The organism is Bacillus sp. LBA3-1-1.1, assembly GCF_040676495.1.
In the GTDB taxonomy this organism is placed as follows: domain Bacteria; phylum Bacillota; class Bacilli; order Bacillales; family Bacillaceae_G; genus Bacillus_A; species Bacillus_A nitratireducens.
In genome coordinates, this window is sequence record NZ_JBEGIB010000006.1 from 170501 (window position 1) to 184533 (window position 14033).

The 14033-nt window shown below is 36.2% G+C and carries 12 protein-coding genes and 1 riboswitch; of the genes, 3 read left to right on the forward strand and 9 right to left on the reverse strand.

The window, feature by feature from the left end; genetic code table 11:
* The first annotated feature begins 33 nt into the window (after positions 1-33).
* A complete protein-coding gene (locus MRBLBA3_RS07535; protein WP_002100374.1) occupies positions 34-516 on the forward strand; it encodes an HXXEE domain-containing protein in 483 nt (160 codons plus the stop codon).
* 167 nt (positions 517-683) lie between these two features.
* Here MRBLBA3_RS07535 and MRBLBA3_RS07540 read toward each other — a convergent pair whose 3' ends face one another.
* Genes MRBLBA3_RS07540 through MRBLBA3_RS07550 form a run of 3 tightly spaced genes read right to left on the reverse strand, consistent with a single transcriptional unit; the run spans position 684 to position 3234 of the window.
* Positions 684-1538: a MetQ/NlpA family ABC transporter substrate-binding protein gene (locus MRBLBA3_RS07540; RefSeq protein ID WP_000721589.1), complete on the reverse strand. Its 855-nt coding sequence runs from the start codon at positions 1536-1538 to the stop codon at positions 684-686.
* A 21-nt stretch (positions 1539-1559) separates the two neighbouring features.
* Complete coding sequence (locus MRBLBA3_RS07545) at positions 1560-2225, reverse strand: methionine ABC transporter permease (RefSeq protein WP_001261864.1); 666 nt, start codon at positions 2223-2225, stop codon at positions 1560-1562.
* Positions 2215-3234, reverse strand: coding sequence for a methionine ABC transporter ATP-binding protein (locus tag MRBLBA3_RS07550; protein ID WP_363380504.1), 1020 nt, complete (start codon positions 3232-3234; stop codon positions 2215-2217). Before MRBLBA3_RS07550 ends, MRBLBA3_RS07545 begins: the two co-directional genes overlap by 11 nt.
* 123 nt (positions 3235-3357) lie before the next feature.
* Positions 3358-3463: riboswitch (SAM riboswitch) on the reverse strand.
* A 229-nt stretch (positions 3464-3692) separates the two neighbouring features.
* On the opposite strand from MRBLBA3_RS07550, the gene MRBLBA3_RS07555 reads away from it, so the two are divergent.
* The gene (locus MRBLBA3_RS07555) at positions 3693-4238 is read left to right on the forward strand and encodes a cysteine hydrolase family protein (RefSeq protein ID WP_000844904.1); all 546 of its coding nucleotides are present in this window, start codon (positions 3693-3695) and stop codon (positions 4236-4238) included.
* 312 nt (positions 4239-4550) lie between these two features.
* Here MRBLBA3_RS07555 and pruA read toward each other — a convergent pair whose 3' ends face one another.
* The 6 genes from pruA to MRBLBA3_RS07585 all read right to left on the reverse strand — a co-directional run bounded on the left by pruA (position 4551) and on the right by MRBLBA3_RS07585 (position 13302).
* Positions 4551-6098, reverse strand: coding sequence for an L-glutamate gamma-semialdehyde dehydrogenase (gene pruA / locus MRBLBA3_RS07560; RefSeq protein ID WP_000259543.1), 1548 nt, complete (start codon positions 6096-6098; stop codon positions 4551-4553).
* A gap of 154 nt (positions 6099-6252) precedes the next feature.
* Entirely contained in the window at positions 6253-7023 is a 771-nt protein-coding gene (locus MRBLBA3_RS07565; RefSeq protein ID WP_363380508.1) for a TSUP family transporter, read from the reverse strand.
* A 95-nt stretch (positions 7024-7118) separates the two neighbouring features.
* Positions 7119-8315, reverse strand: coding sequence for a CamS family sex pheromone protein (locus MRBLBA3_RS07570; protein WP_363380511.1), 1197 nt, complete (start codon positions 8313-8315; stop codon positions 7119-7121).
* Positions 8316-8331: 16 nt separating this feature from the next.
* Positions 8332-10341 carry an NAD-dependent DNA ligase LigA gene (gene ligA, locus MRBLBA3_RS07575; RefSeq protein WP_363380514.1) on the reverse strand — a complete coding sequence of 670 codons (2010 nt, stop codon included), beginning with the start codon at positions 10339-10341 and terminating at the stop codon, positions 8332-8334.
* 15 nt (positions 10342-10356) lie between these two features.
* A complete protein-coding gene (pcrA, locus tag MRBLBA3_RS07580) occupies positions 10357-12600 on the reverse strand; it encodes a DNA helicase PcrA (protein ID WP_002074258.1) in 2244 nt (747 codons plus the stop codon).
* Positions 12601-12612: 12 nt separating this feature from the next.
* Entirely contained in the window at positions 12613-13302 is a 690-nt protein-coding gene (locus MRBLBA3_RS07585) for a heptaprenylglyceryl phosphate synthase (protein ID WP_000272111.1), read from the reverse strand.
* A 296-nt stretch (positions 13303-13598) separates the two neighbouring features.
* Between MRBLBA3_RS07585 and MRBLBA3_RS07590 the strand changes: the two genes are divergently transcribed.
* The gene (locus MRBLBA3_RS07590) at positions 13599-13976 is read left to right on the forward strand and encodes a YgaP family membrane protein (RefSeq protein WP_000812358.1); all 378 of its coding nucleotides are present in this window, start codon (positions 13599-13601) and stop codon (positions 13974-13976) included.
* Positions 13977-14033 lie beyond the last annotated feature (57 nt).

Genomic DNA, 14033 nt, shown 5'->3' on the forward strand with positions numbered 1-14033 from the left:
GGCTTTCTATCCCTTTATTGGAGCTGATATAAGTTGATTAAAACATCTTCAACAAGACATTTCACCACTAATATAATCTGGCTAATCCCCCTTCTATTCTTTTTTCATAACCTTGAAGAAGCTTTCCAAATGCCACAATATATTGCTAATCGATTTTCGATCCATTTTATAACTAACAAACAATTTTTCATTGCAATTACTATATTAACAATCTTTGTTCTACTCATAGTTATTCTATACCAATTACAAATCTTATCTTCTATTTACTGGGTTATTTTTATTCAAGGAGCTATTTTCTTTAACGCTGTTCAACATATTATTTTATTTGTTATTTATCGTTCTTATAATCCCGGAGTAATCTCAGCATCTATCATTATCCTATTTTCTCTTTTCTTATTTTCATCAAAGAAACTATTAATCCCTAAAAAGAAATTAGCAAGTATACTCATTTTTAGTTTAATCTCTTACCCAATCATAATTTGGATTTCCTTATTATTAGCTAGCTGCTTTAATTAAAAAAAGACCAGGAAAACTCCTGGTCCATCACTCTACTTAACAAACATTGGATTCTATGTTATACAAAATTGGAAGGTACAGAATTAGGGTTTTGTTTGTTAAGTAGATTCTATGTTGAACGAGCTAACAGCGGAGGGGTTCCTACTGTTAGTCGTTAAACCCAATAATTATTTTACGATTTTTTCAAGCTCCTCAAGTGAAAGATCTACTGAAATTGAACCATCATTCGTTTCTTTCTTAATTGCATCTGTTACTTCTTTTGAATGATACAATTCAATTACTTTTTTCAGCGTTGGATCATCTTTGTCTTTCGTACGAGCTGCGAAAATATTAATATAAGGTTTCGCATTTTCATTCTTTGGATCTTCTAAGAAAATAGGATCCTTCGCTGGATCTAATCCAGCTTGACCAGCAACACCATTATTAATAACTGAAGCTGCTACATCTTTTAATACACGAGGTGTTTGCTGTGCGATAACCGGTGTAATCTTTAGCTTCTTCGGATTTTCAGCGATACCACTTGGATCCCCAAATAGGCCGAAATCTTTCTTAAGCTTTAATAATCCAGCTGCATCAAGAAGTTTTAATGCGCGTGCTTGGTTCGTTGGATCATTTGGAATAGCAATTTCTGAACCATCTGGGATTTCATTTGCTTTCTTATATTTTTCAGAGTATAAGCCCATTGGTGCAATTTGCGTTGTACCGACAGCTGTAATATCTAACTTATGCTCCTTTTTAAATTGCTCTAAGAAAGCGATATGCTGGAATGAGTTTAATTCAATATCTCCATCAGCTAACGCTTTATTTGGCGTTGTGTAATCAGAGAACTCAACCAGTTTAATTTTAATCCCTTCTTTTTCAGCTTTTTTCTTCAAAATTTCCCAAGCGTCTCCATCTGTTCCAGTTACACCGACGCGAACTACTTTCTCTTTCGCTCCTGCACCCGTATCTCCACCTGAGCAGCCGCTTAAAGCTGTAATTCCTACGATCGCTGATAATGCAAATGCTAAAATTTTCTTCATTTTCTTTTCCCCTCTTCCTTTTTATGATCTACGTAAAAAGACTTTTGCAAAGTAGTTTCCTAAATTTTGAGCTATTTGTACGAGAATAATAAGTAAAACAACCGTTACAAACATAACTGACGTATCAAAACGTTGATAACCATATGTCATTGCTAAGTCACCAAGACCGCCACCACCGACAAGCCCAGCAACTGCAGAAAATTCAATTAAACCAACTGTCATAAACGTAACACCCAAGATTAATGGCGCTAACGCTTCTGGCACAAGAATTTCAAAAACAATTCTAATTGGTGAAGCTCCCATTGCTTGAGCTGCTTCAATTACCCCTTTCGGAACAGAAACCAGATTTGTTTCAACCATTCTAGCAATACCAATTGATGCAACTAACGTCATTGGGAAGATTGCTGCTGCTGTTCCAATCGTCGTTCCGATAACACTTCTTGTTAGTGGGCTTAAAGCTACTAAAAAGATAATGAATGGAACCGGACGAATTGTATTAATTATGATATTAAGAATAGAAAAGACCCATTTATTTTCTAAAAAGTTTCCTTTTCTCGTTACATACAACAGTAAACCTAGAGGTATACCAAGAATTGTAGCAAATATAAGAGTTACAATTACCATTAAGAGGGTATCCCCCGTCGCATCTAATATGCGGGGCCAAAATATACTCCAATCAACTCGCATGAGCTTCTACCTCCTTCAGCTGCACTTGCAGTCTTAGATGTTGTAATGCTTTTTGAATCTCTCTTTGTTCACCTTGTAGTTCTACTAGAAGATTTCCAAATAAAACATTTTGGAGTTCAATAATATTTCCGTAAAGAACATTTACATCAACGTTATAATTTTTCGCAATATATGATAGTACAGGCTGTCCTGTCTCCTCACCAGTAAACGTTAAGCGGTAAATCTGACCTCCGTTTTGAATTTTCGCTAGCACACTTTCCGGTAAGTGATCATTAATAACAGAACGTACAAAGTTTTGAGTTGTTTTTGTTTTTGGTTGTGTGAAAACGTCAAATAGTTTTCCTTCTTCAATAACTTTCCCCTTCTCCATTACAGCTACACGGTAACAAATTTCTTTCACCACGTGCATTTCATGTGTAATAAGAAGAATCGTTACATTGTATTCTCGATTTACTTTCTTTAATAAGTTTAATATCTCTGTCGTCGTTTCTGGATCTAAAGCTGATGTTGCCTCATCACATATAAGAATATCTGGCGATGTTGCAAGTGCCCTAGCAATACCAACACGTTGCTTTTGACCACCTGATAGTTGCTCTGGATAATAGTTTGCTTTATCTTCTAATCCTACAAACTTCAGCAGTTCATTTACTCTTTCTTTTATTTCATTCTTTGGTACTTTCGCTAACCTTAATGGATAAGCAATATTCCCAAACACTGTTCTTGAATTAAATAAATTAAAACCTTGAAAAATCATCCCGATTCTTTGTCTTAGCTTCCTTAATTCTTTCGTCGATAATGATGTAATATCTTTATCATCTATTGAAATCGTTCCCTCAGTTGGTCTCTCTAGCATGTTTACTAGACGTAATAACGTACTCTTTCCAGCACCACTAAATCCGATAATGCCAAAAATTTCTCCCTTTTCAACTGATAGCGTTACATCCTCCACTGCATGAACAAATTGCCCACCTGATTCATATACTTTACTTATATTGTTAAAAGAAATCATTTTCTTCCCTCCTATATGCTGTAAAACTTGAAGTAGAGCTTTCGAGGTAAAATAAAAAGTGCTCTCCTTCTTATCACTTGTAAAAGATAAGAAGGAGAGCACTTATATGTACTCGTTCACATCTTCTCATCTTCCAAGCCTACTTTAAGCTTGCTGGAATTAGCACGGTATTAAAAAACCCGTTGCTGAGGTATCGTAGGGCCAGTCCCTCCACCTCTCTGGATAAGAGTGTATCGATTTAATTGTCATTTAATTAATTCTCATTATAGAACTCAGAATAATAAGAGTCAATACATTTTTCGGAAAAATATTAATTATTTCTCTATTAAAATTTTCAAATAAAAAATTACAATACAATGTTATGTTAAATTCTCCTTCCTCATATTTTTTAAAAGGAGAATCCTCTCTATGAATTGAATAACATTATTTGAATATGAAACTCGGAGGAAGATGAATATATGAAAACAGCCCTTTTGCTCGTCGATATTCAAAATGATTATTTTCCAAATGGAAAGATGGAATTACGTAATCCAGTAGAAGCAAGTGAATATGCTAATCAGCTACTGCAACATTTTAGAATAAGAAACGAACCTATTTTTCATATCCAGCATGTAGCTATAAAAGATAACGCTACTTTTTTCCTACCCAATACAGAAGGTGTCCATATTCACGAAAATGTCCGTCCACTTAGAGAGGAAACCGTTATCCTTAAACATTATCCAAATAGCTTTCGAGAAACTGATCTTCTAGAACGATTACAACGTTCAGGAATTGAGCACGTCGTAATATGCGGGATGATGACCCATATGTGTATTGATGCTACGGTAAGGGCTGCTTTTGATTTTGGCCTTCACTGTACCCTAATACACGATGCTTGTGCTACAAAAGATCTTTCATTTAAGAATGCTACTATACCAGCTGTTTATATTCATAATACAATTTTGGCGAGTTTAAATGGAGTATACGCAAATGTAACGAGTACAGCAGAGTTTTTGGCGACGTAAAAAAACACCCCTTTCAGTGAGCAAAACCGGAAGGAGTGTTCTCTTGTCTAACCATAGATTTTCTTTCAAATTGTATTATACAGGAAATTCTCAAAATGAATACTAAAAAATATGACTAATAAGTCAATTTTTCTCGCTGTTTTGTTTCTATTTACATGTTTATCCCACTACTAATAGGGTTTAACTAATTCCAAAGAACAAATAGTAATATTTGGTAACTCTTTCTTAATTGAAATTAACTAGCTTCTATTATAGAGAGTTTCTCAAAAAGAAAAGATCTTCACAGTCTGTGAAGATCTTTTCTACTATTTCTTATAAAGTTTCAGAAGTAGTTTTTGCTTGCATGTGAAGTGCTAAGTAATCAGGGCCACCAGCTTTAGAGTCTGTACCAGACATGTTAAAGCCACCGAATGGTTGGTAACCTACGATTGCACCAGTACATCCACGGTTGAAGTATAAGTTACCAACGTGGAAGTCTTCACGTGCTTTTTCAATATGGTCACGGTTGTTAGTAACAACTGCTCCTGTTAAACCGTATTCTGTATTGTTTGCAATTGCAAGTGCATGATCAAAGTCTTTTGCTTTACAGAATGCTACTACTGGTCCGAAGATTTCTTCTTTCATTAAGCGAGCATCTTCTGCAACGTCAGCAACGATTGTTGGTTGGATGAACCAGCCTTTAGAGTCGTCTCCTTCGCCACCTGATACGATTTTACCTTCTTCTTTACCAATTGCAACATAGCTCATTACTTTATCGAATGCAGCTTGGTCATTAACAGGTCCCATGTTGATATCTTTCGCCTCTGGGTTACCTACTGTTAATTCTTTTGTTAATTCGACAGCACGATTTAATACGTGATCGTATACATCTTCGTGGATTACTGCACGAGAACATGCAGAACATTTTTGTCCTGAGAATCCGAATGCTGATGCAACGATAGATTTAGCTGCTAATTCAAGATCTGCTTCTTTATCAACAACGATTGTATCTTTACCGCCCATTTCAGCGATAACACGTTTTAACCAAATTTGGCCTGGGTTTACTTTCGCTGCACGCTCATAAATACGGATACCTACATCACGAGATCCAGTGAAGCTAACGAAACGTGTACGAGGGTGATCTACTAAGTAGTCACCAACTTCAGAACCATTACCTGGAACGAAGTTTACTACGCCAGCTGGTAAACCAGCTTCTTCTAATACTTCCATAAATTTCGCCGCTACTACAGGAGTTGTACTAGCTGGTTTTAGTAATACTGTGTTACCAGAAACTAAAGCAGCTGTTGTCATACCTGCCATAATTGCGAATGGGAAGTTCCAAGGAGAAATGATAACACCTACTCCTAATGGAATGTAAGAGAAACGATTATATTCAATTGGACGGCTTTCTACTGGAATACCGTCTTTTAATTTTAACATTTGACGAGCATAATATTCCATAAAGTCGATTGCTTCTGCTGTATCAGCATCTGCCTCATTCCATGGTTTACCTGCTTCTTTTACAAGAATAGCAGAGAACTCATGTTTTCTACGACGAACGATTGCTGCAGCACGGAATAAAATGTCTGCACGCATTTCTGGTTTTGACTTTCTCCAAGTTTGGAATGTTGCATCCGCTACTTGCATTGCTTTTTCAGCTAATTCACGGCTTGCTTTTGAAACGCGACCAACAAGTTCCTCTTTATTTGCAGGGTTTACAGAAACAATTTTGTCTTCTGTAGTGATTTTTTCTCCCCCGATAATTAATGGATAGTCTTGTCCAAGATAAGATTCTACTTTCTTTAAACCCTCTTCAAACGCTAATTTGTTAGCCTCTACTGAAAAATCTGTAAATGGCTCATGTTTGTATGCTACTACCATTTTTTTAGCCTCCCCTTAGAAAAACGTTTACATTTTACAACATTATTCTACACGATAATTTAGATTTATTCAAATATTCCTAGACTTATATTTTAAAAATTAATAAATTTTTAAAATATAATAAAAAAAAAGAGATTCATACATACGTATGAATCTACAAAATATGAGTATATTCCAAAACATTTTTCCCTATTAATAAAATAGTAACTAACAAAAATAAAGTCCTTACATATCCAACACCTTTTTGAACCGCAAACTTCGATCCAAAATAAGCACCAAAAATCATTGATAACCCCATAATAATACCGTATTCAAAATGAATCACATCTAAAAATAAAAAAGTAATTAAAGATACGATATTACTAACGAAATTCAAAAGTTTTCCAGATGCTGCCGCTTGAATAAAATCCAAACCAATTAATAAAAATGCAAAAATTAAAAAGGATCCTGTCCCCGGTCCAAAAAATCCATCATAAAACCCGATCATTAAAATAACAAAGAAAAACATTAATGTTTTTCCTTTTGTCATCTTTTTATAGGTAGATGCACTTCCCCAATCTTTTTTCGCAATAATATAAATGGAAATAAAAACCAACATCACAAGTACTAGTGGACGCAAAATATCAGGCGGAATAAACTTTACTACTAAAGCACCTGCAACTGCTCCAATAATAGTTAACGGGATTAACTTTCCTACAATTCGAAAATTCACCTTACCTGATCGAATAAAATAAATTGTACTCGTAAGCGTCCCCATCGTTGCAGCTAATTTATTCGTTGCAATTGCCGAAGCTGGTGATAAACCAACAAACATAAGTGCAGGAAGCGAAATTAACCCTCCTCCTCCAACAACCGAATCAATAAAAGCAGCTAAAAACCCGAATGCAATTAATAAAATAATGACTTGAAAGCTTAGTTCTTCCATGATTTTACCCCTTACCCCTTTATTTGTAACATTTAAAATTATAACAAAATTTTTCAAGAAAAAAAGCTGTTCCTTTATAGAAACAGCTTTCATCTTTAATCTAAAATTTTCACAAGTGGTTCATCTTGCTTCGCTTCACGTATAATAATTGCTTCTGGACGTTCCACTGATTTAATTGTCACTTGTACTCTCATATAATTTGGGAAGTATTCCATAACAAGTCCCGCTACATATTGTGTAAAGCCAATCACTTCAGCTTCCCCATTGAATTGAACAGGAATATCGAGCTTCATTTCTTTTAATTCATCATCTCTATACATTCCAGTACCGATAACAGCTGTATAATCGCCTTGGAAATACTCACTTAATTTCGCTTTAAAGTTTGACACCCTTGCAAGATCTTCACGTTTATTATCCGATTTTGCTTGTTCAGACGGGAACAAATAGTATTTCTCATTAATCGGCTTCCAATCCTCAACCGTTTCACTACCTTTTTCTACCTTAGCATAAGAAACAAAATTCCCTGGCACAAGTGAAGATTTTGGACCTTGACGATAAATTGCAAATGTAACCGGAACATCTTTTATTCCAGGCCTTTTTTGCTGCATGACTTTCAAGATTTCTTGTGCCATTTTTTTCCCTTCAGCTAACATTTTTTCTTGCTCGATTTTAGCCTCACGCGGATAACCATGCTCTTCCTCGTAATAATGAACCGAATTCATCGCTAATCCAACTACAACACCATCAGGCTCAGTACTTTTATCACCATTTTGTAAGTAATAGTCATGTTCCAAAATATTTGAGATATACATTGGATTTTTTGTATTTTTTACTTCTAACGATTCTGATCCTTCACCTAAGGCTGGATTCAACCCTATATTTGGAAATTTAACCGCATCTTTTTTCAACTTACCCTCTAGCTCTTTTTGTTCAGCATCTGTACGCTTTCTTTTCACAAGCATTTGAATCGTTTGTGTGTCTAAAACGTTTCCACCTTTAAAGAAATAATCTTTCGTGCTAAATGATTCTTTCGCAATGCGCATTAGTCCCGTTTCAAATTCATCTATATCTAGACGATTGTTCAAACTTTGTCCAACTAAACCACGTGCACCACCTGGATCAAATGGAAATGTTGTCTTATAATATTCATTCGAAATGGAATATTTTGAGATAACAGCTTGCTCTTTCGCTTTCCCTGATTTCTCAACTGTTTTTTCATCTTTGTTAGAACCCATGCTACACCCACTTACAAGTAGGCTAAGACTTAATACCGCTAACGCTATTTTTTTCATCGTAAGTTTGCACCTCTTACTTATTCAGCTCTTGTAAGAACCTCTCTTCATTCCAAACTTCAACATTGTGCTTCTCTGCTTGTGCTAACTTCGAACCAGCAGCTTCACCAGCAACAAGTAAATCCGTACTTTTACTAACACTTCCTGTTACTTTTCCACCTAATGCCTCAATTTTCTTCTTCGCTTCACTGCGGCCCATAACTTCTAATTTCCCTGTTAAGACAACAGTTTTTCCTGCGAAGTACGATTCAACATTTTGTAAATCAGCAATTTTTATACCTTTGTATGCCATGTTCACGCCATACTCTTTAAATTGTTGTAATAGCTCTAATACGTCTTCATTATCGAAATACGTTACAACGGATTGAGCCATTTTTTCACCAATCTCATTAATTGTTTTTAGTTCTTCTTCCGTCGCTTTCACAAGCTCATCCATCGTTTCGAAATGCTCAGCAAATGTGCGTGCCGCTTTCGCACCGACATGACGAATACCCAGACCGAATAATAACCGCTCTAATGAGTTTTCCTTAGAATGCTCAATTGCTTGTACTAAATTTGTTGCTGATTTTTCACCGAAACGTTCTAGCTGTAGTAACTGCTCTTTCGTCAATGAATATAAATCAGCAAACGTACGAATATAATCCGCATCAAAAAGTTGTGTAATTACACGTTCTCCAAGTCCATCAATATTCATTGCATTTCTTGAAACGAAATGAATTAATCCTTCACGAATTTGAGCTGGACAAGCCGGATTTATACATCGAAGTGCTACTTCTTCTTCTAAACGAACAAGTTCACTCTCACACGCTGGACAATGCGTTGGCATATGATATTCTTCTTCCTCACCAGTACGCTTATCAAAAATAACATTCACAACTTCAGGAATGATATCTCCAGCTTTTTTCACAACAACGTAGTCACCGATTCGAATATCTTTTTCACGAATTAAATCTTCGTTATGTAAAGAAGCACGACGAACAACAGTTCCAGCTACTCGCACTGGCTCTAGCTCTGCAGTTGGTGTTACAACCCCTGTGCGGCCGACACTTAATTCAATCCCTGTTAATCTCGTAACAACTTCTTCAGCCGGGAATTTATAAGCAATCGCCCATCTTGGACTCTTTGCTGTAGTCCCTAAGCTTTCTTGAAGAGCAACATCGTCTACTTTTATAACGATTCCATCAATCTCATAATCAAGATGCGGGCGTTTTTCTTGCCATTCTTCTACATAGGCTATTACATCTTCGATTGTTTCACATGTACGACGATTTGGATTCGTCTTAAATCCAAGCTCACCTAAGAAATCCAGTGATTCACTATGGGATGGAATTGTTTTTTCTTCTACATTAGCAAGACCATACACAAACATAGATAAATTACGCTTCGCTGCAATTTTCGGATCAAGTTGACGTATCGATCCTGCTGCCGCATTACGTGGATTCGCAAATACATCTTCACCATTTTGTTCTTTCTCTTCATTCAACTTAACGAATGAACGCTTCGGCATATAAGCCTCGCCTCGTGCTTCTAACGTTACTTCTTCATTTAAACGGAGCGGGATAGCTTTAATCGTTTTTAAGTTTTGGGTAATATCTTCACCCGTTATACCATCACCACGTGTTGCTCCTTGAATGAAGCGTCCTTTTTCATAATGAAGTGAAACAGCAAGTCCGTCAATTTTTAATTCGCATATATATCTTACATTCGCATCATCAATTCCTTGATGTACTCTTCGATCAAAATCATGCAAATCTCCTTCATTAAACGCGTTTCCTAAACTTAACATTGGTGATTTATGCGTTACCTTTTCAAATATATCAAGAACAGTCCCCCCAACGCGAATGGAGGGAGAGTCTTCACTCATAAACTCTGGGTTCTCTGCTTCTAATTTTATAAGCTCCTGCATATTACGGTCATACTCCGCATCAGAAACAGAAGGATTGTCTAATACGTGATATTGATAGTTAAATGTATTTAACAAATCACGTAGTTCTTCTATACGTTTTTTTGCTATCTCTTTTGACATATCCTCATTCCTTTCCTATTGTTTCGTCACAGGTGCAAATTTTGCTAATAGACGTTTAACACCAATTGGGCTTGGGAACGCAATATCTAATTCTTTTGCATCACCTTCACCTTTTACACTTACAACTGTACCGACTCCCCATTTTTGGTGGGAAGCTTTATCGCCTACTGCCCAGCCAATTTGTTCGCCGCCCGTTGTCTTAGCTGCAGGACGTACGAAAGCTGAACGAGAACGTGTTGTAGTTGTACTTGTTGTTGTACTTTTCGTTCTTCCTTTTGCCCCAAACGAAGTTTCACGCTTCGGCGCTGTTTCATTTAATGATTCCACTAGTTCTGCCGGGATTTCTGTAATAAATCGAGATGATGCGTTCATACTTGTTCTACCAAATAAAGTACGCATTTGTGCATTGGATAAATATAATTCTTCTTCTGCACGAGTAATACCTACATAAGCAAGACGACGTTCTTCTTGCATTTCATCCTCTTCCATAAGAGAACGAGTATGCGGGAATATCCCTTCCTCTAAACCAACAATAAAGACAACCGGGAATTCTAATCCTTTTGCTGAGTGCATCGTCATTAAAATAACTTCTTCACCAGCAGTTGGATCTTCATCTACACGATCAATATCAGCAACAAGCGCTAAGTCTGTTAAGAATGCAACAAGGCTCTTATCTTCGCTTTGAGATTCAAATGTTTGCGTAACAGATAAAAACTCATCTAAGTTCTCTAGACGACCTTCTGCTTCTAAAGTACGCTCATTTTTCAGCATGTCGCGATAGCCTGTCTTTTCAATAACTTCTTCAACCAATTCTGTAACAGATAAATACTCTTGCATATTTACCCAGTTGTGTAATAAACCTGCGAATTCCTTTACTGCCTTTGTAATTTTCGCACTTACTCCAACATGTTCAATCTCATCGAACACAGCAGTTAATGAAATTCCATTTTGTACACCGTAATTAATAATTTTATCGATAGAAGTCGCACCAATTCCACGCTTCGGCATGTTAATAATACGTGCGAAACTAATCTCATCATCTGGATTCCCAATTAAACGTAAGTACGCCAAAATGTCTTTAATCTCTTTACGATCGTAGAACTTCGTACCGCCGACAATTTTGTAAGGAATATTAGATTTCAGGAAAATTTCCTCGACCATACGAGACTGGGCATTTGTACGATATAATACTGCAAAATCAGTATATTTTCGTTTCCCCATTTGAATATCGTCACGAATTTTTTTCGCAACAAAATATGCTTCGTCTTTTTCCGTTGCAGCACGGTAATACGAGATTTTGCTTCCAACTTGATTATCTGTCCATAATTTCTTCGGTTTACGATTCGTATTTTTTTCGATAACAGCATTCGCTGCATTTAAAATATTTTGTGACGAACGATAGTTTTGTTCTAACAGAATAACTTGCGCATTCTCATAGTCTTTTTCGAATGACAAAATGTTAGAAATGTCAGCCCCACGCCAGCGATAAATAGACTGATCTGAGTCACCTACAACGCATAAATTTTTAAAACGTGTTGCTAAATGTTTAACAAGAAGGTACTGCGCTTTGTTCGTATCTTGATACTCATCCACGTGAATGTATTGGAACTTACGCTGATAAAACTCTAGTACTTCTGGAACACGTTCAAATAGCTGAATCGTTGTCATAATTAAATCATCAAAGTCTAATGAATTATTTTTCAAAAGACGTTTTTGATATTCTGTATATACATCGCTCGTTAATTTTTCATACGGATCAGCGATTGTAATTTTTTTCGCATATTTATCTGCAGATAACAATTCATTTTTCGCATTACTAATACCAGCTAAAATAGAGCGCGGCTCAAATTTTTTCGGATCAATATTGCGCTCTTTCATAATTTTCTTGACTACAGTCAACTGATCGCCTGAATCTAAGATTGTAAAGTTACGATTAATACCAATACGATCGATATCACGTCGTAAAATACGTACACACATAGAGTGGAACGTAGAAATCCAAATATCTTCTGCTTCTGGTCCGACAAGTGTATCAATACGCTCGCGCATTTCACGAGCTGCTTTATTTGTAAAGGTAATAGCTAGTACATTCCATGGTGCTACACCTTTTTCACCAAGTAAATACGCAATACGATGTGTTAACACACGTGTTTTACCACTACCTGCACCTGCCATTAATAAAAGTGGTCCATTCGTTGTTTGTACTGCTTTTTGTTGCTCTGGATTTAAACCATTTAATAACCTATCTGTCGTACTCATATACGCCTGCACCTACTCTCCTTTTACTGCTTTAACTGTTTTTAACGCGGATTTTATATCATCATAAATAATATTTCCAACAACTATTGTATCAGCATACTGCGCCATTTCTTTCGCTTGTTCTGCATTAGAAATACCGCCGCCATAATATAGCTTAGCTTGTTTCAATTCTGCTTTTACATTTTTAACAAGTTCAATGTCTCCATACGTACCGCTATATTCTAAATAAAATATCGGTAAACGTAATAACTTGTCTGCTAAACGCGCGTATGCAATCACATCATCTTCTGTTAAATCACATTTCGCATCTGTAAGCTGGGCTACTTTCGCTTCAGGGTTTAAAACACAATACCCTTCCATGAAAATTTCGTCCCAGTCCATAATATCCCCAAATTCTTTCAATGCCTCATGATGAACACCTGTTACCCATTCTACTTTTCGGCTATTTAAAACGCTTGGGATATAATAAAAATCAAATCCTGGTGTAATTGCTTCCACATCAGAAACCTCTAACACACAAGGAACTGCATATCTGCGAATGCTAACTAGCATGTGTAATACATTATCAATTGTTATACCATCACTTCCGCCTACAATAACAGCATCCGTTCCAGACTCACAAATCATTTCTAAATGTTCATCGCTTAGCTCCTTATTTGGATCTAGCTTAAATACATGTTTCCATTTGGAAATATCGTACATGAAAACACCCTTTCTTTTTTTCTAATCATATCTATATCCCTGCTCAAAAAAGCAGTTAGTTTTTATTAGGATTTTTGAAGTTCTTCTACTACATCTGTTCACAAAGGCGAGTCAAGTTTCGCGCTCCCTTTTATGCATTCTTTCATTATAACAAAAAAAGCTACTTACACACACGCCCATTCCAACATCTTTTTCAACGTTAAATGTTGGATTACATATCAAAAAACTTATACGGAATACTAACAAATGAAATAGTATTTCTATTTCGAAGTTCATCAAAAAGGAGTGTTTTTCTAATGAAGCAAAACATCGGTACAATTAGTGCTCTAATTCGAATCACACTCGGACTTATCCTCTTCGGTTGTAGTACAGCTAAACTCGTACGTAAACCTAGGTGCACTTGGTCTAAAGTTTTACTATGGATTGGTGCCATGAAAATTGCAGAGGGCATCGTTCGTTTCTGCCCTATCGTTGAAGCATGTAAGTTTGGAAAATATATGAATATGGGCGCATTTAAAATGCCTAGCATGAATTTTACTGAAAAAGGACATGCTAAAGAAGAAGTGAATCAAGCTTCCAGTCATGACAAACCAAAGTCAAATGGAAGTTATGATACTTCTGACAAAGAGATTGAGTCAGCGATTGAAGAATTAATCCTGGCAAAACCGCTTTGAATCATTTGTCACGATGCAAGATGCTCTCAAAGAGACTTAGCTGCTGCAGTGGGCGGT